General features: G+C 67.7%; 30 protein-coding genes and 1 pseudogene. 16 read left to right on the top strand and 15 right to left on the bottom strand.

Translation table 11 applies throughout. The annotated features are described in order from the left end of the window. Positions 1–158: 158 nt before the first annotated feature. From ASG63_RS19945 to ASG63_RS19925, 5 genes are read left to right on the top strand one after another with little or no spacing between them, the layout of a single operon-like run. Positions 159–1,817: an AAA family ATPase gene (locus ASG63_RS19945; protein ID WP_056220675.1), complete on the top strand. Its 1,659-nt coding sequence runs from the start codon at positions 159–161 to the stop codon at positions 1,815–1,817. A gap of 26 nt (positions 1,818–1,843) precedes the next feature. After that, positions 1,844–2,089, top strand: coding sequence for a hypothetical protein (locus tag ASG63_RS19940; protein ID WP_056220671.1), 246 nt, complete (start codon positions 1,844–1,846; stop codon positions 2,087–2,089). A 48-nt stretch (positions 2,090–2,137) separates the two neighbouring features. Beyond that, complete coding sequence (locus tag ASG63_RS19935) at positions 2,138–2,746, top strand: hypothetical protein (protein ID WP_056220668.1); 609 nt, start codon at positions 2,138–2,140, stop codon at positions 2,744–2,746. Beyond that, positions 2,743–3,534, top strand: a complete 792-nt coding sequence (locus ASG63_RS19930) for a metallophosphoesterase (protein WP_056220666.1) — start codon at positions 2,743–2,745, stop codon at positions 3,532–3,534. The genes ASG63_RS19935 and ASG63_RS19930 overlap by 4 nt, the downstream gene beginning before the upstream one ends. Positions 3,535–3,536: 2 nt before the next feature. After that, positions 3,537–3,848 carry a hypothetical protein gene (locus ASG63_RS19925; protein ID WP_056220663.1) on the top strand — a complete coding sequence of 104 codons (312 nt, stop codon included), beginning with the start codon at positions 3,537–3,539 and terminating at the stop codon, positions 3,846–3,848. Positions 3,849–3,976: 128 nt separating this feature from the next. Here the strand turns inward: ASG63_RS19925 and ASG63_RS19920 are convergent, their stop codons facing one another. Beyond that, on the bottom strand, positions 3,977–4,609 hold the full coding sequence (locus tag ASG63_RS19920) for a hypothetical protein (protein ID WP_056220660.1): 633 nt from the start codon (positions 4,607–4,609) through the stop codon (positions 3,977–3,979). 189 nt (positions 4,610–4,798) lie between these two features. Between ASG63_RS19920 and ASG63_RS19915 the strand changes: the two genes are divergently transcribed. Beyond that, positions 4,799–5,113: a helix-turn-helix transcriptional regulator gene (locus ASG63_RS19915; protein WP_056220657.1), complete on the top strand. Its 315-nt coding sequence runs from the start codon at positions 4,799–4,801 to the stop codon at positions 5,111–5,113. A 176-nt stretch (positions 5,114–5,289) separates the two neighbouring features. Here the strand turns inward: ASG63_RS19915 and ASG63_RS26890 are convergent, their stop codons facing one another. The 10 genes from ASG63_RS26890 to ASG63_RS19870 form a co-directional block, all read right to left on the bottom strand. Next, positions 5,290–5,421, bottom strand: a complete 132-nt coding sequence (locus tag ASG63_RS26890; RefSeq protein WP_274534748.1) for a hypothetical protein — start codon at positions 5,419–5,421, stop codon at positions 5,290–5,292. Then, positions 5,418–5,600 (bottom strand): hypothetical protein, encoded by a 183-nt coding sequence (locus tag ASG63_RS19910; RefSeq protein WP_056220654.1) that lies wholly within the window; start codon positions 5,598–5,600, stop codon positions 5,418–5,420. Before ASG63_RS19910 ends, ASG63_RS26890 begins: the two co-directional genes overlap by 4 nt. Further along, entirely contained in the window at positions 5,590–5,772 is a 183-nt protein-coding gene (locus ASG63_RS19905; protein ID WP_056220651.1) for a hypothetical protein, read from the bottom strand. Before ASG63_RS19905 ends, ASG63_RS19910 begins: the two co-directional genes overlap by 11 nt. After that, on the bottom strand, positions 5,769–6,212 hold the full coding sequence (locus tag ASG63_RS19900; protein ID WP_056220647.1) for a hypothetical protein: 444 nt from the start codon (positions 6,210–6,212) through the stop codon (positions 5,769–5,771). The genes ASG63_RS19905 and ASG63_RS19900 overlap by 4 nt, the downstream gene beginning before the upstream one ends. A 2-nt stretch (positions 6,213–6,214) precedes the next feature. Beyond that, the gene (locus ASG63_RS19895; protein WP_056220644.1) at positions 6,215–6,493 is read right to left on the bottom strand and encodes a hypothetical protein; all 279 of its coding nucleotides are present in this window, start codon (positions 6,491–6,493) and stop codon (positions 6,215–6,217) included. Continuing rightward, positions 6,493–6,912 (bottom strand): hypothetical protein, encoded by a 420-nt coding sequence (locus ASG63_RS19890; RefSeq protein WP_056220640.1) that lies wholly within the window; start codon positions 6,910–6,912, stop codon positions 6,493–6,495. The genes ASG63_RS19895 and ASG63_RS19890 overlap by 1 nt, the downstream gene beginning before the upstream one ends. Positions 6,913–6,915: 3 nt before the next feature. Continuing rightward, positions 6,916–7,458 carry a TIGR02594 family protein gene (locus ASG63_RS19885; RefSeq protein ID WP_056220636.1) on the bottom strand — a complete coding sequence of 181 codons (543 nt, stop codon included), beginning with the start codon at positions 7,456–7,458 and terminating at the stop codon, positions 6,916–6,918. Next, entirely contained in the window at positions 7,451–7,720 is a 270-nt protein-coding gene (locus ASG63_RS19880; RefSeq protein ID WP_156394276.1) for a hypothetical protein, read from the bottom strand. Before ASG63_RS19880 ends, ASG63_RS19885 begins: the two co-directional genes overlap by 8 nt. A 268-nt stretch (positions 7,721–7,988) precedes the next feature. Beyond that, the gene (locus ASG63_RS19875; protein ID WP_056220630.1) at positions 7,989–8,510 is read right to left on the bottom strand and encodes a helix-turn-helix domain-containing protein; all 522 of its coding nucleotides are present in this window, start codon (positions 8,508–8,510) and stop codon (positions 7,989–7,991) included. Beyond that, positions 8,507–8,860: a hypothetical protein gene (locus ASG63_RS19870; protein WP_056220625.1), complete on the bottom strand. Its 354-nt coding sequence runs from the start codon at positions 8,858–8,860 to the stop codon at positions 8,507–8,509. The genes ASG63_RS19875 and ASG63_RS19870 overlap by 4 nt, the downstream gene beginning before the upstream one ends. Before the next feature lie 416 nt (positions 8,861–9,276). Between ASG63_RS19870 and ASG63_RS19865 the strand changes: the two genes are divergently transcribed. From ASG63_RS19865 to ASG63_RS19825, 8 genes are all read left to right on the top strand, one after another. Continuing rightward, complete coding sequence (locus ASG63_RS19865) at positions 9,277–10,509, top strand: hypothetical protein (RefSeq protein WP_056220622.1); 1,233 nt, start codon at positions 9,277–9,279, stop codon at positions 10,507–10,509. A gap of 511 nt (positions 10,510–11,020) precedes the next feature. Beyond that, positions 11,021–11,824: a hypothetical protein gene (locus ASG63_RS19855; RefSeq protein ID WP_056220616.1), complete on the top strand. Its 804-nt coding sequence runs from the start codon at positions 11,021–11,023 to the stop codon at positions 11,822–11,824. A gap of 540 nt (positions 11,825–12,364) precedes the next feature. After that, the gene (locus tag ASG63_RS19850) at positions 12,365–12,994 is read left to right on the top strand and encodes a hypothetical protein (RefSeq protein ID WP_056220613.1); all 630 of its coding nucleotides are present in this window, start codon (positions 12,365–12,367) and stop codon (positions 12,992–12,994) included. Next, entirely contained in the window at positions 12,975–13,526 is a 552-nt protein-coding gene (locus ASG63_RS19845; protein WP_056220609.1) for a phage terminase large subunit family protein, read from the top strand. The genes ASG63_RS19850 and ASG63_RS19845 overlap by 20 nt, the downstream gene beginning before the upstream one ends. A gap of 10 nt (positions 13,527–13,536) precedes the next feature. Then, the gene (locus ASG63_RS19840) at positions 13,537–13,773 is read left to right on the top strand and encodes a hypothetical protein (RefSeq protein WP_056220607.1); all 237 of its coding nucleotides are present in this window, start codon (positions 13,537–13,539) and stop codon (positions 13,771–13,773) included. A gap of 244 nt (positions 13,774–14,017) precedes the next feature. After that, the gene (locus tag ASG63_RS19835; protein ID WP_056220602.1) at positions 14,018–14,521 is read left to right on the top strand and encodes a hypothetical protein; all 504 of its coding nucleotides are present in this window, start codon (positions 14,018–14,020) and stop codon (positions 14,519–14,521) included. Continuing rightward, positions 14,518–14,739, top strand: coding sequence for a hypothetical protein (locus ASG63_RS19830; RefSeq protein ID WP_156394274.1), 222 nt, complete (start codon positions 14,518–14,520; stop codon positions 14,737–14,739). Before ASG63_RS19835 ends, ASG63_RS19830 begins: the two co-directional genes overlap by 4 nt. Then, positions 14,740–14,952 carry a hypothetical protein gene (locus ASG63_RS19825; RefSeq protein WP_056220596.1) on the top strand — a complete coding sequence of 71 codons (213 nt, stop codon included), beginning with the start codon at positions 14,740–14,742 and terminating at the stop codon, positions 14,950–14,952. Here ASG63_RS19825 and ASG63_RS19820 read toward each other — a convergent pair. Further along, positions 14,945–15,517 (bottom strand): hypothetical protein, encoded by a 573-nt coding sequence (locus ASG63_RS19820; RefSeq protein ID WP_056220592.1) that lies wholly within the window; start codon positions 15,515–15,517, stop codon positions 14,945–14,947. The two genes, ASG63_RS19825 and ASG63_RS19820, sit on opposite strands and share 8 nt — an antisense overlap. A 161-nt stretch (positions 15,518–15,678) precedes the next feature. On the opposite strand from ASG63_RS19820, the gene ASG63_RS19815 reads away from it, so the two are divergent. Further along, positions 15,679–15,921, top strand: coding sequence for a hypothetical protein (locus ASG63_RS19815; protein ID WP_056220589.1), 243 nt, complete (start codon positions 15,679–15,681; stop codon positions 15,919–15,921). Between the two features lie 822 nt (positions 15,922–16,743). After that, positions 16,744–16,989 (top strand): annotated as a pseudogene (locus ASG63_RS24710) (IS481 family transposase); the annotation flags it as partial. A 349-nt stretch (positions 16,990–17,338) separates the two neighbouring features. On the opposite strand, the gene ASG63_RS25625 reads toward ASG63_RS24710, so the two are convergent. From ASG63_RS25625 to ASG63_RS24705, 3 genes are all read right to left on the bottom strand, one after another. Beyond that, on the bottom strand, positions 17,339–18,046 hold the full coding sequence (locus tag ASG63_RS25625; RefSeq protein ID WP_156394273.1) for an invasion associated locus B family protein: 708 nt from the start codon (positions 18,044–18,046) through the stop codon (positions 17,339–17,341). After that, entirely contained in the window at positions 18,043–18,642 is a 600-nt protein-coding gene (locus tag ASG63_RS25620) for a hypothetical protein (RefSeq protein ID WP_156394272.1), read from the bottom strand. Before ASG63_RS25620 ends, ASG63_RS25625 begins: the two co-directional genes overlap by 4 nt. A gap of 253 nt (positions 18,643–18,895) precedes the next feature. After that, positions 18,896–20,522: YadA-like family protein (locus ASG63_RS24705; RefSeq protein ID WP_200957569.1), on the bottom strand; the 1,627-nt coding region annotated here is incomplete at its 5' end.

The following is a 20,522-nucleotide window of genomic DNA, read 5'->3' as shown; positions in this document are numbered from 1 at the left end:
GCTGACAGTTGCACCGTGAATCCCTGTAGTGCACATGGAGTGCATCAACCAGCGAGAACGCCGCCGTGACCCAGACCCGCTCGAAACGGACCGCCGCCTGACCCGAGCCCACCGGCTCGGGACCGCCTGCGCGCCCCCCGTTTCCAGCGAGATGTCCGATGTCCGACGACGAGAAGAACAGCCCCCAGCACGTCCACGCGCTCGCCGTCACGGCCACCCGCGCGACCCTCCTCAACCCCGTGTTCCTGACCGGACCCCTTCAGCCGGAAACGCCGGTCGACCTCGGCCAGCTGACGCACGGCGGCGAGAAGGTGAACTACAGCGCCATCGACGACGCCCGGGTGCGGATGGCGCGCTTCCTGTCCTCCATCCCCGGCCTGCCGCCGCGGCTCGTCGACACGCTGACGCGGGCGCAGGCGAGGACGACGATCGCGAACCTCGGCCGCGTTGACAGCGCGCTGCGCGGTCACGCCAATGGCCGGAACACGCCCGAGGCGGTGTCGTCCGCCTGCCTCGTTCTGGCAGACGAGCTCCTCTTCGCCCAGGCGGCGCTCGGATCCGCGAAGGCGGCTGCCTGCTGCGCCGCGATCGCGCTCCACTGGTGCCACGCGGCCCTGCGGTCAGGGTCGCCTGCCAAGGTGTGGCTGACGCTGAGGGCCGCGTTCCTCTACGCCGGGGACGCGACCGAGGAGATCGACGAGGCGGGCTACGTCCCGGAACCGATACCGTCGAGGCTCTCGGCGCATGACCAGCTGGCCCACCTCCTGGTGAAGCAGCTGCTGGTCGCGAGCGACGCCCTGCGCGCCATCGAGGACGAGGACGCGATCCTCCGGGGCGGGGCGGGCGTGTGGGACGAGGGCCCGCCCTTGTCCGAGATCTCGGACGGCCTGGCGGACATCGTCTGGCCGGACGAGCGGAAGGCGGCCGCCCCGAAGGCGGCGACGCTGCGGGTGTTCCCCAGCGCCAAGCACTTGCCGAAGACCACCCAGACCGCGACGGACCGGGGTGACGGGCCGCGTGCCTTCATGGAGACCGTCGCCGAGCGGGATCTCCCGCTCGCGCCGGCGCCGGATCCGCACGCCCTCGTCGAGGCAGGCGTCGCCCGGGCGCCGTGGATGCGCGAGCTGCTGGAGACGATCGCGCAGGACCTCGTCGGCGCCCCGTACGCCTGGCTCCGGCCGACGCTGCTCGTCGGCGGCCCCGGCTCCGGGAAGACCTCCCTGGCACGGTGGCTCGCCGAGCAGCTCGGGCTGCCGTTCCGCCTCTACTCGGTGAATGCAACTTTCGATGGAAGTTTCGTCGGTACAAATCGCCAGTGGGGATCCGCCAGACCTTCGGTTGTTGCGCAAATACTACAACAGATGGCGACGGGCTCGGCGTTCATCTGCTGCGACGAGATCGAGAAGGGGACGAACGACCGGCGCAACGGCCGGTTCGACGAGGCGATCCTGCCGTTCCTGGAGCGGGAGAGCTCGAAGCGGATCTTCGACCCCTACGTCGAGTGCCCGCTCGACCTGTCGGCCGTGACGTACGTCGCGACCGCGAACGACCTAGACGGCGTGAGCGGACCCCTTCGCGACCGGTTCCGGATCATGCGCATGCCGCTGCCCCGGCGCCAGGACCTGCCCGTCGTGGCGGCCACGCTCGTGTCCGAGATCCGGGACGAGCGCGGCCTGTCCCAGGGCTGGATGCCGGACCTGGAGCCGGACGAGCTCGACCTCCTGTCCCGCCATTGGAAGGGCGGCTCGATCCGCCCCCTGCGCCGCCTCGTCGAGACCCTGCTCACGGGCCGGGATCGCTCTGCTCCCCGCCACTAGACCCTACCCCCTGAAGGATGCCTCCCATGCCCAACGCCTGCCCGAATACCGCCCCGACCCCCTCCCTCGACGAGGCGATCCTGCGCCTGCGCGCCCGCCGCGAGACGGGCGACCTCCGCTCGGAGGCGGAGTTCTCCGGCCTGTCCGTCCTCAACCTCGCTCGGCGCGCGCAGGCCCTCGGCCGCCTCGGGCCCTGCGATGTCGACAGCCTCGTCCAGGGCGTCGTCCGCCTCGTCGACGCCCTGCCCGGGACGCGCGGGGACAGGCCGTGAAATCGGCGCGCGGCCCCCCGTCCCATCCCCATTCCTGAGGAGACCACCATGATCATCGACGAGTTCACCGACATCGCGAACAGGGCCTGTGGCCAGCACGACGGTCACGTGCCGATCGTCGTCACCGGCGTCGTCCCCAGCGCGCACGGTCCCCTCGTCCAGTGGACCGGCGGCTCGCCGGCGCAGCGATGGGACCGCCGCATCATCAAGACGGCCCCTCTGACCCAAGAGCTTTGCGGGGTCCTGGCGCGCGTCCTGGCTTGCCGCTGGCGCGAGGGCCGGGCCGTCGTTCCCAGGTCCTGGCGGGAGGACCTGACGGCTCGCCATCCCGCCACGTTCGATCCGGGCGGCCCCAATTCCTGGGGCGGCTGGCGATGGCTCTGGGAGGCCGGCGCCGAACTCGTCGCCGAGACCGGCGTCGTCGCCTTCCGGACGGAGCAGACGAAGGAGAAGTTTGCGCAGGCGCGGTGGTATTGGTCCAGCAAGGGCACCATCGCGCAGAAGCAGGCGACCATCCTCGTGGTGGACTGCATCGAACACCTGTCGGCTTTCACATGCGAATACTGCGGGGCACCCGGCTCTCTCCGCTCCGGAGGGTGGGCCAAGACCTGCTGCGACTTCCACGCCGTCAAGGCCAACCAGGGGAACCCGCGATGACCCGCCTCTGGATCGTGTCCGACATCCACGACGACGCCGACGCCTGGGAAGGCCCTACGGTCCCGGCCTGCGACGTGGCCGTGATCGCCGGCGACGTCGCCGACGGCCTGACCAAGCGGTCCCTGCCGTGGCTCGCGGCGTGCGTCGTCCCCTACGCCCGGCACGTCGTCTACGTCCCGGGCAACCATGACCTCTACGGCGTCCGCTGGCAGAGCGAGCTCGACCGCGGGCGGGTCGCGGCCGCGGAGGCCGGGATCCACCTCCTCGCCGTCGGGGAGGTCCTCGCCATCGAGGGCGTCCGCATCATCGGGGCCACGCTCTGGACCGACTACGCGCTCCTCGGCGAGGCCTGGCGGACCACGACGATGGCGGCCTGCGGAGACCGGAGCGCCGGCATGCGCGACCACCGCAAGATCAAGGTTCGCACGCGGACCGGCGAGACGACCCCGTTCGGCCCGAGCGCGGCCGCCGCGCTGCACGTGGCCCAGCTCGGCCGGATCGAGCGGGCGCTGGCGGAGCCGTGGGATGGCCCGACCGTCGTCGTCACGCACCACGCCCCTCATCCCGCCAGCCTCGGCCGCCAGGGCCCGTTGCTCTCGATCGACGCGGCCTACGCCTCGGACCTGACGCGCGTCCTCGAAGGCCCCGACGCGCCCGACCTGTGGGTCCACGGGCACATCCACCGGAGCTCGGACTACCAGGTCGGGCGGACCCGGATCCTGGCCAACCCCAGGGGACGCCGCGGCGAGAACCCCGACTTCGACCCGTCCCTCGTCGTGGAGATCTGACCGTGCGCGCCCTCATCCTCAGCCTGCTGCTCGCCACACCGGCCGCGGCCGATCCCATCCCGGCGCCCGGCCTCTACTGCCCGGTGGGGCGGGACGTGACAGCGATCGTCGTCGAGCCCGGGGGCGTCGTCGGCATCGACAGCCTGGAGTGCCACGGCGTCCGGCTCGCCGCCGGGCGCCTGTCCTCCCGCCGCTGCTACGGCAACGGAGGCCGGCCCGTCCCCTACGACACCGAGCTCTTCGTCCTGCCCGGCGGAGGCCTGCTCCACGATGGTGTCCGCTACCGGCGCCAGGCCGGTCGATGCCCTGAATGATACCCAATCGAGGTTGGGGACATTTTCGCTGCACCGGGAATTCGGGCACGAAAAAGGGGGCCGGTCGCCCGGCCCCCTCGTGGATCCCCGAGGCCTAGGCCCCGGGGAGGATGTCCTGGCGCTGGCGGTCAGGCGCGCCGGCCGAGGTCGAAGAACGCCATGTCGACCGTCGCGAGGATGAACCCCGGCGGGAGCCAGTCGATACCCTCCAGGTCGGCCTTGAGCTCGGGGGCGCCGACGAGGATCCCGCGGCCGTAGCCCTCGCGCTCGGCGAAGGCGACCAGCTCACCGAGGTCGCTCGTCACGTACGACCGGCTGGCGTAGGTCCACGGGTAGACCAGGCCGTCGAGCAGCACGTAGTCGATGCCGTCGGGCTTCAGCTGCTGCACCGGGGCCGGCTCGGCGCCCGGCAGGTGCCAGCCCGGGTTGGCGCGGAAGGATGCCTGGCGGGCCTGGTCGCGCTCTCCGCCGGGAGCGTCGGGTCCGGTGGGCAGCTCCGCCGCGGCCGCGGCGGCGACGTCCGCGATCCTGCGCTTGATGGAGGCGAAGGCCTGCTCGCGCAGGGGCGGGTAGTAGATCGGCTCCACGTTCCGCTCCAGCATCATGCGCTGCGCCGCGTAGGGATCGTCGGCCGTCATCGCGGCGATCGTGGCGTAGAAGGCGGCCTCGTCCAGGCGGTCGAGGATGGCGTTGGCACTGGCGTCCTTGGGGGACAGCGGATCGTTCGCGGGCGTGGTATCGTGGTCGGACGGGTGGGACATCGGGTGAACTCCGGTGTGCTGCCTCACCCATCGCGGCGTTCGAGCGCCGCGGTGGGTGGCCCTTCTTGGGGCAGGAGAACGGTAGCGTAGAAGCATCGAATCTGCAATGAGCGCGGTGCGGGTGCCGGAGGGGTATCCGCCGGCGCCGCTCAAGCGCCGTCGTCGTCTGAATGATCCGGTGACAGCGCCATGACCACGAATGACCTGACCGCCCCGAACGCCGTATTTCGAGACAATTCCGCCAACCCGTCGGTCGACCAGCTCAAGGCGGCTCGGGCGATCCTAGGCATGAACCAGGACCAGATCGGCCGACGAGCCGGCGTGAGCCCGAAGACCATGATCGCGGTCGAGGCCAGGCGATGCAGTCTAGCGTCCCTCAATACCTTGGTTGGTGCCTACCTCGGCATGGGGATAACCTTCCAGGCAAACGCCGACTACACGGTGTGCACGGTCACGCGCCGGTATTCGGAGCCACAGACGCCGCCGCCCCTGCCAAGCGAGTAGGCCTCTTCCGGATCCGGGCGGCCGCGCGGAGCAGCTCCGACGGCCGTCGGCCTCCCCACCTCGCCATGACGCCCTCCGCGCCCTCGCTCGCCAGCGTCGCGCGGACACGGGCGGCCGTCGGCGTGGGACGCAGGCGCGCCTCCCAGTCTTCCTCGTGGGCGGACCTGCGGGGCCGGTCAGCTCGCATGGACGCGGCTCGCGAACCGGCGCCAGGTGGGCCGGTCGTAGCCGGGGACCGGGTCGGCGAGGATCCCGGCGCGCAGCAGGCCGGCGATCGTCAGGAGGTAGGACTGGTCGGCGGGCGTCATGCCGAGGCCCTGGCGGTCTCGATCCGCTCCAGGGCGGACAGGGCCCGCTCCAGCGCGGCCGCGAGATCCTCGGGCAGGTCCCGGTCCGGCGGGAGTTCGAGCCACCACCTGCGCCAGCTCACCAGGCGGTTGGCGGCCTCGATGACGGCGGCGGTGGCGGCGGCGTGCTCAGCGGCCATGGCGACGTCTCCGCATCGGGGCGACGGCGGCGAGCGCGGCCGCCACGTCCGCCCGGGTAGGCGCAGCGGCAACCGGCGCGCCGAGCAGGGCCCGGTGCACCGCGTCCCCGACGAGGGGAGCGGGCTCGGCCGCGTAGCAGGCCAGGGCGACGAGGGCGGCCGACGGGATCACGCCGCCGGCCTCTCGGGCTCGGCGCCCTCTTCGGGGTTGAGGTCGAGCCAGAGCTGCAGGGGGGCGCAGTCGCCGGTCGCGACGGCGCGCTGCATGGCCCGGCGCATCGAGAGGCACATGCGGACCATGGCCCGGACCTCGCGGCGCAGCGCGTTCATCTCGGCCTGAAGCCCGCCGTTCTCTCCCCGGAGGGCGCGGACCTGGGTCGAGGCCTCCTCCAGCGCGCCGGTCAGCGTCGCCACCCGGGCCTGCTCCTTGTCGAGCAGGTCCCCGAGCTCTTTGCGGAGGGCATCGCCGGCGATCCGGATGGCGTCCTCGTTGGAGATGTCCTTGAGCGCCTTCCGGATCCACGGCCACCCGAGGGCGATGAGGGCCAGGACCGCGGCGATGACGGCGATGGGCTTGGCGTCGCCGACGGCGGCGGTGAGGATGGCGTCCAAGGTCAGTGTCCTCCGAACTCGGCGTGGACGTCTGAGATCCAGGCGAGGGCCCGCGTCCCGCAGGCGGATTTCGCCCTGTCGAGCAGCTTGGCGTTTGCGATGATCCGGACCGCGGCCGCGCGCCCGAAGGCGGCGTCCGGGATCTCGGGGAAGGTCTTGGCGAAGCAGGCGGCGAGGTCGGCGGGCACCGGCGGAAGGGCCGGCCGGGCTGCGGGGTCGAGGGCCTCCCGGGGCTGGCAGGCCCCAAGGGTCAGGGCGAGGACGAGGACGGCGGCGCGCATCACAGGCCCCTCAGGCGGCGGGCGTCGTCGGCCGTGGCGCAGGGCGTGTCCGAGATTTCGGACAGCGCCGATTCGAGCTCGCGGAGGCGGATGGCTGACGCCGCGGCCTCGTCCTCGGCGGCCATGGCCCGACGGGCGTCGGCCGCGGCGATCGAGGCGGCGGCGAGGACCTGGCGGCGCTCCTCGGCAAGGGACGCCATGGCCCGGGCGGTGTCCGCGTAGGCGGTCCCGAGCCTGGCGGCGGTCGTGGCCTGATGGGCGCCCGTCAGATACGCGACGAGCACCAAGCCGAGCGCCGCGACCGCGATGGCCCCGGCCCGGCCGAGGTACAGCCACGCGGCGACCGTCGCGGCCACGAGGGCGGCGACGATGCCGGCGGGGCCGAGCCCGGATCCGAGAAGGCCGAGGACCTGGGTCACGGCTCAGGCCTCGTTCGTGGAGAGGGCGCCGCTCACCGCGAGGCGGATGGGGCGGACGCCGGCGGGCTGGGCGAGCTTCCAAGGGCACCGGCGGGCGGCGAGGAGGCGGCCCTTGGCGATCGGGGCGATGCTGACGGCGTCGCCCTGGTTGCCGCCGAGGACGTAGAAGGCGCTTGCGTTCTCGCCGACGTAGATGCCGACGTGGCCGCCGCCGCCCGGGCGCTCGAACACGAGGACGTCGCCGAGCGAGGGCACGGCGGCCTTGGTGCCGAACGCGGCCCAGTTCCGGGCCCAGAGGGGCGCCTTGACCGGCTCGAAGCCGGCGCGCTTCACGACCACGGCGGTCATCAACCCGCACCAGGCGATGCCGTCGTTGACGTAGGCGCCGGCGACGCCGACCTCCTTCGCCCAGCCGAGGATCGCCGGGTTGGATGCGGCGCCGGGGGTCTCGCGGGTTCCGAACAGGTCGAGCGCCTCGACGAGGACGCGGGGCCCGGTCTCGCGGGCGAGCCAGGCGTAGGCGGCGGGGAGCTGAACCTTAGCCACGGGCGGTGGCCTCGGCGGCGGCGACACGGAACTCGGCCGCGGTCTCGGGATCGAGGTGACCGGTGCGCCCGCAGCGGGTGCACATCACCGCGATGCCGGTGGCGCCGAGGTCCATGCCCGCGGTCCACTCGGAGCCGCAGTCCGCCGGGTCGGAGCAGGTCGGCTCCATGGGCCGCTCGGCGATCGAGGCGACCGCGTCGGCGACGGCCTGAACGCCCTGGGTCGAGAAGCTGGTGTGGATGTCGGCTGTGGAGCGATGCACGGGGGAGGCCTCGGAGGCCGCCACGCGCGGCCGGGATGCCTCAGGGTGCTGGGCACCCCGTCACGCGTTCCACGTCACGGGATCGACCGTTCGAGCCCGATTTCAGGGGGCGGGCAGCACGCCCTCCTGAAGTATTCCGGTTGCGCTCTACAGGTAACGCCGAACGTGAACTTGGTAACGCCCAAACAAGTGCTGAGAAGCGCACGAGCTCGGCACGAGCTCGTGCGCAGAGGTGCCGAGGCCGTGCCCTGGAACCTTGCCGTCCCCCTCACGCCGCCTGCAGCGCGACAGCCCGGGCGTGGCTGTCCTTCATCACCGCGCGGGGGTCGCCCCGTAGCCGCGCCCGGAACACGATCTGCCGGACCGCCCCCTCGGACCGCCCCGTCAGCAGGGCGATGTCGTACTGCCCGAGGCCGTCCGCCCAGGCATCGAGGACGTCGTGGTGGCTGGCCCTGGCACGGGTCGCGCGCACGTGGGCGTGCTGCTCGATGACCGCCCGGCTCGCCGCGTCCACCCCGCGGAGGATGCGGCCGACCTGCGCCTGACCCAACCCGACGCGGGCGCCGGTCTCCGCCTGGGTCAGGCCCTCGGCCCGGAGCCTCAGGATCCGCTCGGCCCGGCGATCGCGCTCGGGGGACGGGAGATGCCCGGGGCGCCCGGCATCGGCGAGGATGACGGAGACCAGCGGCTGCCCGATCCCGACCTGCGCGGCGATGGCGACCTGCGTCAGGCCCTCGGCTCGAAGGCGGACGACGTCGGCTCGGGTCTCGTCAGGGGTCCTGCGGCTCACCGGCGGATCCCCCGGCGCGAGAGGACGGTGACGACGCGATCGCCCTGGAGCACGATGCCGACCCCGTCCCGGCAGACCGCATCGGCGCCATGGCGGGCCCCGACGCCGCCGTAGAAGGCCAGCCAGTCGCGGATCCGGCCGACCTCGATGCCGGCCGCCTGCATGGCGTCGACCGCGTCGAGGTCGTCGAAGCCCGCGAGCTGGTCCTCCAGGCCGCAGATGCGGTCCCCGAACCGGCGAAGGGCATGCAGGGTCACATAGGCCCGCACCCCGCCCGAGCGGTCGTGCTCGCAGCAGGGCGGCGGCGGGGGCGAGGCGACGGCGGTCGAGGACAGGGGGACGGCGCGCACAGGGGGTCTCCTCAGATCTGAGGAGACCAGGTTCCGGCCGCGACCCCGATTCGGGTAGGGACGCCACGCAGGATCGTTCCCCTCGCGATCGTGACGATCGCGCGGACGCCGGCTGGCGATGGCTCCGGCAGCGCTCCACCAGATTTATTTTTGACCTCATTAGAAGCCCGTCTGGCGATCCAGGGTCCTCATCGGAGGATTCATCCGACGATCTCGATCTGAGCGCTGGGTGAGGCGAAATACGGTGCTCTCGGTGGGTGTAGACGCACACCCTGTCGCCCAAGCATTCACGCCAGTTCATGAAAGTCTAGCGGCCTCCGCGTCCAGGTATCTGCCTCTGGACCAAGGCTAATGGCGAGGGGATGATCATCTCCGACGCGGCGGTGTGGTGCCTGACGCGTCGAGAGACCCGGGAAATGCTCGACGTTACAGCTGCGCGCGATCGCGCCCTCGACTTCCACTGGCGCGTGCCCGAGAACATCCTCGCGTCCGCCGGCATCCCCGACATCCCCGACCGCAAGCAGGACATCGCCCGGCGCAGCGTCCTCGCGGCTGCCTGTATCGCGGCCGACATGGCGCCCGGCGAGGATCGCTGGGTCAGCTACTCGCGGCGCAAGGCGTTCTACGCCGGTCAGTCGCGGTACCAGGGCCTCCCCTACACCTACGACCGCGTGCTCGCCGCCGTGGCTGAGCTCGTCGACCTCGGCCTCATCGAGGAGGTCCGGGCCGCTCCCGGCGACCACCTCACCACCGGTAGGCAGAGCCGGCTCCGGGCCACGCCCGCCCTGATCCACGCGTACCAAGACGCCCCCTTCGAGTACGAGACCAAGCGGTCGCGCCTCATCCTCAAGAACGAGACCGGCGACGTCGTCGGCTACGACCCGACCCGCCAGACGCGGCGCCTGGAGGCCGAGCTCGACCGCATCAACGCCTTCCTCGGGCAGGTCAGCGTCACGATGCCGACGGGAGACGGGTGGGAGCACGCAACGCGGATCGTCCGCGCCCGAAACGACAAGCGGGGGACCTGGGCTTGCGTGTTGCCGACCCCGAGCCCGGAGGTCTACAGGGTTTTCGGCCGGGGTCGCTGGGACCGCCACGGACGCCTGTACGGCTGGTGGCAGAGCCTCCCCAAGGGTTCCCGCAAGGACCTCCTGATCAACGGCGAGGTCTGCGTCGAGCCGGACTTCGCCACCCTCCACCCGAGGATCCTCTACGCCGCCCGGGGCCACGTCCTGCGCCACGATCCCTACGAGACCGGCGTGTTCCCGAGGTCCGAGGGGAAGCTCGCCTTGAACGTGGCCCTGAACGCCCGGACGATGAACTCGGCGGCCGCGGCCCTCATGGACAAGGACAGCTGGGGTCACGGTTGGGACTACACCCGAGGCCTGCTCAAGGCCGTCGTGGCGCGGAACGCCGCCATCGCCAAGGACATCGGAGCCGACCGCGGGATCCGTTGCATGGCCGTGGATAGCGCCATGGCGGTGGACGTCCTGAAGGCCTGCGAGCGGGCATCCGTGCCCTGCCTGCCCGTCCACGACAGCTTCATCGTACCGGCCTCCCAAGGGGCGTGGATGGAAGCAAAAATGGACGAGATCATCGCGGGTGTGCTCGGCGCCGTAACCCGTTCCCCTGCAACGATAATCGGGTAGTTGGTTCCACATATGGGCCCCCGGGCCCCCCGTGGTCCTCTTGGACCCGGGGCTCCCTACCTACCTCTGGGGGTCGTGTGGCCCGCCCCGCTCCCTACCTACCTCTGGGGGTCGTGTGGCCCGCCCCGCTCCCTTCCTACCTCTGGGGGTCGTGTGGCCCGCCCCGCTCCCTAACTACCTCTGGGGGTGGTTGACGCTCTGCTCCGCCCTCCCTGTATAGGGCTCGCCGTCGACGCTTCCTGTGGGTCGTGGGTCAAGAATTACCCTCCTCCCGGAGCGATCGAACCTAGACTAGGGGATGGCGATTTCCGCTCCGATGCCCCCTGTTATTGGGGCGCTGTCCTTGTCCATGGCCGACGCCTCAGGTATATTCTGGGTCGTCGGCTACCCGGCCTTCCTCACGATGCACCACGTCATGAGCGCACCCCTCGATCCCTCGGGTCGGGGGGTGTGGCGTTTCAGGGTGTGCGTGACGTTCTCCCCGTGACGGGACCTGCCCTACGGTCCCCGCATGGCTGGCCTCTCCCTCGACGTCCTCAGCGACATCTGCGACCAGGTCGCGGCCTACGAGCGCGCCTTCCTCTCGGAGGCGTCCCTCGACCGCTACCGGCGGGCCTGTGCGTGGACTACGAGCGAGGTGGCCAAGGAGGCGAGGAACCGGGCCAACGAGGCGGTCGAGGATGCCTTCGACAACCCGACCCCATGGATGCGCCGCGCCTTCGCGTACAAACGCGCCCTGACCAAGAAGGGCGACATCATCCAGGCCGATGTGTCGGTCCTCCCGTCCCAGTCCATCGTCCTGAAGTACGCCATGGGGAGCGGCCCGCAGATCCGCCGGCCGGGTGACGCCGGCCTGGCCAAGGACAGGATCCTGGTGCCCTACTGGCGAAACCTGCGCGACACCCAGGGGATCTCCTACAACGCCTATGGCAACCTCCCCGGCGGGGTCGCGGCGCGCCTCGCCAGGGAGGCAGCGGGCACCACCAGCAAGCGCCGGGTGAGCGGCCGCTGGGGGGTCTACAAGGGCGAGCTGGACGTCGGTGGCAGCAGGGTTGCCGGCTACATCGCGCGGCCCTTCCGAGGCGAGGCGCCCATCGGCAAGAACGGGCGCAGCATCGTCGTCAACCTGGGTCGACCCAAGATCCTCCTCGGGGCCATCACGCAGGCCCGGTACGCGCCGGTCATGCAGGCCCCCTACGACGAGGCGGTCCGGAAGGCCGTGGACCGCATCCCCGAGCTCATGGAGGGCGAGCTGGCCGATGCCATCGAGTACCGCGCCAACCGGCCGCCTCGGGACATGCGCCGGCTCGGGTAGGCCGTGACGTGGAAGGCGTGACGCTCGCGGTCGGACACTCCCCTCGAACCAGGGGGCGAGGATGTAGACCGACACGTGGAGCGACGGGGCGCATGCCCGACCCCGTCCATGGCCGCCGTCCCCTCGATCGGGACGGGGCGCCTCGCACCCCAGGGCACGCCCCCCTCGATCCCCCGGACCGATGCCCCGCCATCCCATCCCACCCTTGGCGCGCCTCCTCATGATGCGCGCGGTCCTGTCTGAGCCGCCCGTCCGGCGGCCCGGCCGCGCCCGCATCGAATGCGCCCCGCCGATGCCGACGCCGCCCCAGCGAGGCCGTGAGGCTGGCGGGCGCGCCGGCGCCAGCCATGGGCATGGGGTCCCCTGGACGCAGGAGAAACCTGCGGGGAGGCATTCGCCCCCGAAACCGCGCTACTTGTGAAAATTTTTCGAACGACCCCGCATTCCGCATTCGAATTCGCGCCAACCCCCTGATCCGGCAGGGGGACCGCCACCCCGGAATGCGGAAATCGCCCCCCTCGGACCGACCCGGATCCCGCAATGGCCTCCCCGAACCGCCTCGATCCCGTCCTCGCCGCCGCCTCCGGGATGCCGGCCGGGTCGACCCCGCCGTCAGCGGCCTCGAAGGGGGACAAGCCGCCGCCCGGGCGCCTCGTCAACCTGTCCGACCTCGCCGACCTGACCGGCTACGACCGGGACACGATCGCCTCGTGGATCGACAAGCGCGGCCTGCCCATCGAGCAAGGCGGATCCGCCGGCGTCGGGTACGCGATCTCGGTCCGGCGGTTCATCGAGTGGAAGGAGGCGCAGGCCCGGGACGAGGAACGGTCTAAGGCGCCGGCCGCCGGGACCTTAGAGGGCTGGATGGGCCTCACCGACCCCGGCAAGGCGGCCGATGCGCAGTTCAAGATCATGCGCGCGGCCGAGAAGGCCGGCGAGCTGGTGCCCCGGGCCTACGTTCAGGACGTCTTCGCCCGGGTCATGAACCTCATCCGGATCGCGGTCATGTCCATCCCCGAACGGATGTACCGCGAGCAGGGTGGCTTGCCCGAGGAGCAGCGCCGCAAGTGGCTGGGGGAGAGCCGCAACCACGCCGAGAACGCCCTGAGGACAGCTCAGGCCGAGCTCGACCGGGCGATGGAGGCCCTGGATGCTGCTCGCGGGGATTGACCCCCTCTTCATCGCCGCCGCGCACGACCTCACCGAGCCCGGCCGGGCCAACCTGCGCCGGGGCATCCGGCGCGGGGCCCGCAACCTGGTGCCCAACCCCCGGATCCCTACCGCCGACTGGATCGAGGACAACCTCGTCATCCCCAACGGCAGCCGTCCCGGGCCGGTGACGCTCGATCCGGTGCAGCGGGCCATCTGCGACGCCTACGACGACGACGGGGTCAGCCACATCATCTGGCGGAAGCCCCCGCGCTCGGGCTCCACCACCCTCACGGCCTGCCTGACCATCAAGAAGTCCGCCTACGAGGGGCAGGACAGCATCGTCTACGAGCGGTCCGACAAGGACGCGCAGGATTTCTACGACAAGAAGCTCCGCCCGATCCTGGAGGCGAGCACGAAGGTCTCCCACTTCATCCGGCCGGACACGCGGTCCGGGATCCAGGACAGCTGGAGCGACATCTACGGGACCAACGGCGCCGCCATCCAGTGCCGGGGCGTCCACCCTCCACACCGTCAAGTCCCCCCTCGCTGACGGGGGCGGGATGCTCAAGCTCCAGCTCACCCTGGCGCAGCTGACGGCCGTCGACCTCGGCGAGGAGGCGGTCGACGTGGCGGTCGTGGGCGATCCCGACGGGACGGCCCCCGTCGTCGCCCTCGCGGCGGCCGGCGTCCTCCGGCGCTCGGACCTCGTCAACATCGACGGCGGCCGGCACCGCATGGGCACCCCCACCGACTGGCCGGCCGGAGGCCTGCGCCGATACGTGCTGACGCCGGCATGAGCTCGGCACGCCAGCGCACGAGCTCGTGCTGAGCTCGTGCGCTCCTCAGCACTTGTTTGGGCGTTACCAAGTTCACGTTCGGCGTTACCTGTAGAACGGATCGCGAATGCTTCCCGGAGGCGTTTCGCCCGCCCCCTGAAATCCGGGCTCGCGGGGCGGTGGACATCGCCGGTCCGAGCGCCCGCCCGCCTGCCGTTCCCGCCTCAGACCCTGTAGGGTGCCGCTCGATGCGAGAGGGTGCACCGTGAGCGAGACGACGAGGGCGGACGAGCGGGCCGAGGAGGAGCTCGAACTGAAGCGCCAGGGTCTCCAGTTGGAGCGGGACAAGTTCCGGTTCGACAAGGTCCTGAAGTTTCGGGAGCGGCTGGTTCTGAGCGTGCATCGCATTGCGACGGCGATCGTCCTCGCCAATGCCTCGGCGCTGGTCTTCTCGCTCACCTACTACAAGCAACTGATTGATGTGGTGGGGAAGCCCAACCTCGGCTACTCGACGACCCTGTTCCTCATCGGCTTGGCCTTCGCGGCCGTCGCCTTCCTCGATGCGACCTCGATGTCCCATGGCGACATCGACCTGACGAAGGCGTCGGCCGACGTCTCCGGCCGGGCGACCGCCTGGTTCGGGTTCCACGCGATCGTGTCCGCGATCTGCCTCTTCGTCGGCGTGTGCCTGCCGGTGTCCGAGCTCTGGGTTCCTCCCGACCTGACGCGGCTTCAGGAATGGTCGAAGTCGATTGGAGCCAAACCGTGAGCGCCATGGAGCGGGCTGAAGAGCGGGCGACGATGGAGCTCAAGCGAAAGATCGAGACGCTCGCCCTGGAGCACGAGAAGTTCATCTACACCCGGGCGGTTGGGTTTCCGGATCGCCTCGGATCGGCGTTCGTGCGGGCCGGCAGCGCGCTGCTCATCGGCATCGGCACGACAAGCCTCTCGACCTACAAGACGCTCATCGAGATCGTCACGAAGTAGGTGATCAACAGATCGATCCTCCTGCTCTCGTGCAGGTTCATTCTCGCCGTCATGGCGTTCTGCATCGGATTGACGGTCTCGATCGGACAGGGCGATCCGATGAAGGTCAACCGCAAGCAGGGGCGCCTGATCATCGCGTTCGGCGTCACCGGCCTTGCCGGGCTCTCAGCATTCGGGCTGGCCCTCTACCTGCTCCTTCGTCAGCTCACCTAGCGTCGCGCCCTCCGAGGCGGATGGACTGGTCGAACTTGATCCGCGTCACGGGCTGGATGGCTGCGAACCCGGAGGGGCTCTCCGGGTTCGTGGGCGCAATTCGGTCCGCCCAGAGCCACACGCGCAGCCCGTCGTGTCCGCCCGCCAGGGCCCGCATGAAGGCGGCCTCGAAGGCCGCGGCGCCGGCCGCGTCGCCCCAGATGCGGACGCTCAGGAGCGGGAAGCCGGTCCGCACGTCGCCGTACGCCCCGGTGTAGACGATGCCCAGGGTCTGGCTGTCCCCGTGGCGCGAGCCGGTGGGATGGGCGTCGATGTCGAACCGCAGGTCGACGGGCACGTCGGCGAGCGGATGGTCCGGCATCCGTTCGAGCGTCCCGCGGTACTCGACGTTGTGGTCCATGCGGCGCTGGCTGTAGATCCACTCGCCGCTCTCCTTCATCGCCCGAATGATCACCGCGGCGTCGAAGCGTTCCCCGGCGCCGGAAGCGACGTCGTTCCAGAGCTCGGGCGTCCACCGCGTCGGGGCCTTCGCCGGCCCCGGCGCCTTCTTCCCGAACCAGCCCATGCATCCCCCCTGTTGGGCGCACCATGGCAGCGGCCCCGGCCGGCGTCGAGGCGCCTCCGCGCGTGACGTGGAACGCGTGACGGGCGGAAGGGGACACTGCCTCGTAGCCAGCGAGAGCCCCCTTGTCCGACGTCGATCCCCTGACCTAGATCGAGTAGGTTATGCCCACCGTCCTTGAGGTCGGCATGCCCCTGGCGCTGCACGTCCTCAGCCCCGTCGGCGACGGCCGTCCGATCACCATCTTAGTCCGCGCTGGCGTGGGCACGCCCGCCCACGAGGTCGCGGGCGGCTGCCAAACCATCACCGACCGGACTGCCAGTTCCACCGACATCGCAATTAAGCGGCGCGCCGACATCGACCTGTCATGCCTGGAGCACCAGGTGTCTACATGCACTGAAGTTTGACGCTAGCAGAAATCTCTCTAAGTCTTCGATACTCCGATGATATGCGAAGTTGGGGTGGGGTCACGACCGGCGCCGATCGTGACCCCACCTCGCTTCCGAAATTCTAGATGACCGCAATGGCTCAGCCCGGCTTCGGGACGGGGTTATTCTCGCAAGTTTTATTGGAGGCACACCCATCTTACTGTAGTTGCTATCCACAATCGTCCCACTCTACGCCAGCCGCATTGGAGGCAATTTTTTCTTTAGTAATGCGTTTGCAAGACATAGCATCCACTTTTATTTTATATTTTGGATGCTTCGGGTAAATTCGCCTGCAGCGTGAACCATTCAGCCATATAAAGGTCGCTGAAGCTTCAGGTCTGCCATTAATTCGCCGGATTTGCAAATTTTAAGCACTTCGCATTATGTATACGGATGTGTAATCAGTGACCCCAAGAAACAAGCGCAACCTCGGCATTTCAGCGGTCTTGCTGTCGTTTTTTCTACTCTCCATCTCATGTTACTTGAAGGGTGAGATCATTTTGTATTTATAACAACAAATTTAATGATTTAAAAAATATTTTATCCAGCACAGCAATTAAAAACCCAAAGTAGGCTGCTTAAAAAGTCTGACTAGGTAGAACAATTATCCCCAGACCGATCGAATGTCCCGCTAGAATGAGGCCTTCGGCCGTGACAGGATGTCGGTCGTTTCAGCTCAAGACATCGAACATCGCCTTGCGGGAGGTCTTCCTCCTCCTCAAGACTTTTCAAGTAGCCCGCTAGATGTTTGATCCCGGAGTTTAATGGTGCAATCTTCACGCCCGAGTGGAGGGACGCGCTATGGGTAAGGTTCTTCACGGCAGCGCCACGACGACTGGGGCGGTCCGTCGAGCGATCCAGCATAGTCAAGCTGGCCTGAGAGCGTTCTCGAAGCGCTATGGGATCAACCATAAGACGGTCGCCAAGTGGCGGCAGCGGACCTCGGTTGGAAACCAGCGAACGGGGCCGAAGGTTCCGCGGTCGACGGTGCTGTCACCGGAGGACGAGGCGGTCGTCGTCGCCTTTCGCCGTCATACGCTCCTGCCGTGAAAATAATACCCACCAATAAGGTACCCACCTTGTACTGCGCAAAGATGCGAAAATAATGTAATGATCGAAGCTAATTCTATCCAGCTATAAATTATCCAACTGGATAGATGCGTAGCGAAAATAGATATTGAAATAAAAACTAAGAATTTCGACCCGTAAAATTTTGCAGCCACCCCTCCAATGATTACAAGAGAAACTAAAATGAGCATAAGCACATAACTCCAGTATTACATCGGGCTTATTCATTGAAAATAGAATGTAAAACTTAGATAGAATTATTGATATGCGTTGCTATTTCTAACTTATAGCGAATCATTATGTAGTACTCATATATCGCATGTTGATTTCATTTTAGTGATGCTTGGATAGCATCACCAAACCCATCGCTCGAGATAATTCCGATTTCGCTTTTAAATTTATAACTTATTGGAAGCTCAAAGATGCCTTTGAAATTTGCATTGAAATCGTAACTCAATCTAATTTCAGCTCCCGCCCGTAAAGCTGCGATGTCAGCAGCACTCAACGACCATACAGCATGGCAGCCAGTTTGATCACACAAGCTAATACTAACCTTTGCCTGCAAAATTTTTGTAGTGATACTAGAATTTTTAGTTCTTAAAGATTTAGCTTGTCTGAATATTTCTTTTGTCGATAACTCAACCGCCGCCGATGGCTTTCCTAAGACTAAACTCATACTTGGGGAAATATCTACAGGCCGGGACAGGTCGACGCCTAAAGGCAAGCTTATCAAGGCGGCAGGATTACCCTTAGCGTCAGTCGAGACCGTTAGCTTGGCAATTGCCGTGCCTCCAGCGCTAAGCGCGAGTGTGCGTAAGCTGCAGAACCGGCGATGCAGTCGAACAATCTCGTCACAATCAAGCGACCATGCGCCAAAACGCTCGTTTCGGCGTCGCACTTCCCCTTCGCGATACAGCGTAGTGTCGACGGCTGCCGTGGCTAAGCTGGGCGCCGAGGTCTGTGCGCTAGTTCCAGTGCCGCTGCAGACTAGGCCGAAGCAGAGCACTCCGAAAATAGATTTCGGAAGCGAGGTCATGGACGCAGCGCCAGACTGACGGCGACGATCACGCAGCCTGACCCCGGGGACGGAATGAGCAGCTGTCGCTCGCCACCAGCCTGCATTAGCGCCATTCCCGCTAGCTGTGTCGAGGTCGCGTTCTTACGGTTCAAATCAGCTTGGATATCCGTGCAGGACCGTTGGGTAGGGTGGATCTGCACCAACGTCGCTTCACACCCTGATGTCTCCGGCGCGGCGGCGAGGACAGCCGCCGCCCTGGGCGCAATCGCGTTCTCAAAGTCGAGAGCGATGATCGACTGGAACATATGCGCGTCGGGCTGCTTCTCAGACCACAGAGAGAACGCGCTGGATTTTGTCGTGATGCTGCCGCGCGCAGCTTGTTCAATAAGAGGTCCACAGCGCTCGATCTTCGCGGCTTTGGCGTGCTTTGCTGTCTCGGTTAGGAACTCAGCCGCACTCGCTGTGGCGAGGTTCCCCGTCACCGCCGCCGGTTCTCGTGCTGCGACAGGAGGCGCTTCGTCGGTTCGCTTCACCAACGGTTTCTCAACGATCTTGCCGGCCGGCTTGCGGGGGGCGGAACCGTTCTGCGGCCTAGCCCGCTGCTCGGTCTTCACCTCGGGAGGCGCGGCTTCTGACTGCGAGTGGACTGTGTTGGCGACCAAAAGCCCCAGGACAGCGCCCGTTGCGACGACAGACGCTAGGATGATGGGTCGGCTCCGGGCGTGAAGCTGTATGCGCATGACGTGCTCCGGTGAGTACTTGTGTGAAGATGAAGGGTCCCGACCGGGTTGGGGCATGACGGCCTCCGGCCCGGTCGGGCGGATAGGTTTTTCAGTCAAGTATCTGCAGAGTGCTTTACGTCTGGGCTTAGTAGTCGTTAAGCGTGAAGCTGAGGCCACCGAATACACCGGCCGACGACTTGGCTTCGTTCGGCGAGAAGCTCGCCGCAACGTGGTAACGCATTGAGCCGTTCTCGGAGGTGCCACCAAGGCCGATCGCGACGCCGGCTGCGCCGCGATAGCCACTTGCGCCGAGTGCTAGCGAGACCTTGCCGGGACGATCGTCGTAGCGAAGACCCGCTGCCGCCAGTGCGATCGCCGTACCTGCGAAAGCCGCACGCTTGGCGCTCTGGAACTGATAGGTGCCGACCTGAGCCAAGTTATTATAGGCCGCGCCGATGTTGCCGAGCGCCGACTTGAGCTGGCCGAGGTTGACGGCATCAGTCGCAGCGACCGCCGGAGCGACGTTCGATACACGCACCGGTGCCGTCGGATCCCCGCCAACGAGCGCCAGTGTGTTCGAGCGTGTGCCATCGGGCTGCATCGAGTACTGAACTGCGTTTGCAGTCGCGCCGGTCAGCTGACCAACATTCACCGCATCTGTCGGCGCGACCCCCGCCGATACGTTGTGGATGGTCACTGGACCCGCACCAGCATTGAGCGTGAGCGACTGCCGGTTGATCTCCCCCGACGGCGTCGTGTCGTACTGCACGCTGCGCGACGACAGGCCGTTCAGCTGTCCAACGTTGACCGCGTCGGTAGTGGCAACTCCGGCCGTCACGTTGGTGATGCGACGTTCGGCTCCTGGCGCCCCCACCGAGACCACGTTGGCGAACCCGCCATCCGTAGAACCAACGCCGAGAGCAACTGAGTTCAGACCTGTCGCCGACGATCCGTTGCCGAGCGCCGTCGAGGAGAGCCCCGTTGCCGAAGCACCGAAGCCACCGGCTGAGCTGTTGGCCCCAGACGAGATGGGCTGAGCCGCCCCCGTTGTATTGTTCGAGCGGAATGGTCCGACTTGGCCGTTGGCTAGGCTGCCGTCGAGGGCCGCGACGGCACTTCCGACGTTGTTGTAGGTGTTCCCTGTGACCGTGTAGGTCGGAGCAGAGATGGTCCCGTCGGGGTTAACCGCGCTGCCGCCGCCGAGCGCCGAGGCGACCGACCCGGCTGTGCCGAATAACTGACTTCCGTTGATTGCCTGCAACGAGGCCGAGTTGATCGCGCCGGCCGCGACGTTCGTCACGACCTGTGCGGCACCGGGATTGGCTCCGGTCCCGCCCAGGGCGGTGATGGCCACCGTGTTTGCGGTAGATGTGCGCTGGACGACGCCGATGGTACCGTTGGAGATTGCGTTCGAGTTCGCCGTGACTTGCTGATTGGTTGCGAAGAGCTGAGCGCCATTCACCGCATCGGTCGAGGTAGCCGTGATTTGGCCGGCAGCGACGTTGTGCAGGGCGACCGGTCCGGGGGCGGAACCGACCAAGGTGACGTTGTTGCTCGGAACCAGCGGCGTGGGGGTACCGGCGGCTGTGGAGTACTGCACCGGCGCGCCGGTTTGCAGAGCGGTGATGGCGCTGCCGACGTTGGTCTGCGGTGATCCGTAGACGTTATAGCTCGGGGCCGAGACAGCTCCCGTGCCCGGATCGTAGGTCGAACTGCCACCAAGGTTGGTAGCGACCGATGTGCCCAGCGCGTCGGTCCGCCCACCAACGGTC

The sequence above is a fragment of the Methylobacterium sp. Leaf94 genome (assembly GCF_001426045.1).
Lineage (GTDB): Bacteria > Pseudomonadota > Alphaproteobacteria > Rhizobiales > Beijerinckiaceae > Methylobacterium.
The sequence above is the reverse complement of the archived record's forward strand: the minus strand, read 5'-3'. Positions and strand labels throughout refer to the sequence as shown.

Excerpts from the sequence above, each read along its gene's own strand:
- ASG63_RS19945 (WP_056220675.1), top strand. The coding sequence starts at position 159 with ATGTCCGACGACGAGAAGAACAGCCCCCAGCACGTCCACGCGCTCGCC.
- ASG63_RS19940 (WP_056220671.1), top strand. The coding sequence starts at position 1,844 with ATGCCCAACGCCTGCCCGAATACCGCCCCGACCCCCTCCCTCGACGAG.
- ASG63_RS19935 (WP_056220668.1), top strand. The coding sequence starts at position 2,138 with ATGATCATCGACGAGTTCACCGACATCGCGAACAGGGCCTGTGGCCAG.
- ASG63_RS19930 (WP_056220666.1), top strand. The coding sequence starts at position 2,743 with ATGACCCGCCTCTGGATCGTGTCCGACATCCACGACGACGCCGACGCC.
- ASG63_RS19920 (WP_056220660.1), bottom strand. The coding sequence starts at position 4,609 with ATGTCCCACCCGTCCGACCACGATACCACGCCCGCGAACGATCCGCTG.
- ASG63_RS19915 (WP_056220657.1), top strand. The coding sequence starts at position 4,799 with ATGACCACGAATGACCTGACCGCCCCGAACGCCGTATTTCGAGACAAT.
- ASG63_RS26890 (WP_274534748.1), bottom strand. The coding sequence starts at position 5,421 with ATGACGCCCGCCGACCAGTCCTACCTCCTGACGATCGCCGGCCTGCTG.
- ASG63_RS19910 (WP_056220654.1), bottom strand. The coding sequence starts at position 5,600 with ATGGCCGCTGAGCACGCCGCCGCCACCGCCGCCGTCATCGAGGCCGCC.
- ASG63_RS19895 (WP_056220644.1), bottom strand. The coding sequence starts at position 6,493 with ATGCGCGCCGCCGTCCTCGTCCTCGCCCTGACCCTTGGGGCCTGCCAG.
- ASG63_RS19865 (WP_056220622.1), top strand. The coding sequence starts at position 9,277 with ATGCTCGACGTTACAGCTGCGCGCGATCGCGCCCTCGACTTCCACTGG.
- ASG63_RS19855 (WP_056220616.1), top strand. The coding sequence starts at position 11,021 with ATGGCTGGCCTCTCCCTCGACGTCCTCAGCGACATCTGCGACCAGGTC.
- ASG63_RS19850 (WP_056220613.1), top strand. The coding sequence starts at position 12,365 with ATGGCCTCCCCGAACCGCCTCGATCCCGTCCTCGCCGCCGCCTCCGGG.
- ASG63_RS19845 (WP_056220609.1), top strand. The coding sequence starts at position 12,975 with ATGCTGCTCGCGGGGATTGACCCCCTCTTCATCGCCGCCGCGCACGAC.
- ASG63_RS19840 (WP_056220607.1), top strand. The coding sequence starts at position 13,537 with ATGCTCAAGCTCCAGCTCACCCTGGCGCAGCTGACGGCCGTCGACCTC.
- ASG63_RS19820 (WP_056220592.1), bottom strand. The coding sequence starts at position 15,517 with ATGGGCTGGTTCGGGAAGAAGGCGCCGGGGCCGGCGAAGGCCCCGACG.
- ASG63_RS19815 (WP_056220589.1), top strand. The coding sequence starts at position 15,679 with ATGCCCACCGTCCTTGAGGTCGGCATGCCCCTGGCGCTGCACGTCCTC.
- ASG63_RS25625 (WP_156394273.1), bottom strand. The coding sequence starts at position 18,046 with ATGACCTCGCTTCCGAAATCTATTTTCGGAGTGCTCTGCTTCGGCCTA.